General features: G+C 49.0%; 1 protein-coding gene. It reads right to left on the bottom strand.

Annotation, left to right across the window (positions count from 1 at the left end; translation table 11 throughout):
- Positions 1-173: 173 nt before the first annotated feature.
- A partial coding sequence (locus LZD48_RS18470; RefSeq protein ID WP_235764136.1) for a Kunitz family serine protease inhibitor occupies positions 174-408 on the bottom strand: 235 nt, incomplete at its 5' end.

Here is a 408-nt window from a genome sequence, read left to right as displayed (position 1 = left end):
TGGCCACTAAAAGCAGGAGCGTTCATTACTTTATTTACTAATTACAACTTTACTGCTTGTAACGTAGCGTGCTCGTAGCTAGATTACAGTTTTATTTAGCACCCGTTCTGCAGGAACGAGTCACATAAGCAAAGCTCCAGGCGTCCGTCCTTCAGTCCAAGTTGTTGCTTAAACTACTGCATCGCGATCTTCCTAGCAAGCTGCTGCTGCTCCTTCTCGAACCTCATGGTGACACTGTCCCCTTCCTCGCCTAGTACAATCTGGCCATTCAGGTTGTGGATACCCACTTCAGCACAAGGACACTCTTTCGGCTGGCTGCAGGTGCATACCGATAGCTTGTATGACCCTTCTTCTTCTTCTTCGGCCCTCCTCACCTCGAACCACCTCCTCCGGATGTCGTTACTGTTT

Origin of the sequence: Oceanobacillus alkalisoli (assembly GCF_021556485.1) — a bacterium.
GTDB classification, from domain to species: Bacteria; Bacillota; Bacilli; order Bacillales; family Amphibacillaceae; genus Oceanobacillus; species Oceanobacillus alkalisoli.
The sequence above is the reverse complement of the archived record's forward strand: the minus strand, read 5'-3'. Positions and strand labels throughout refer to the sequence as shown.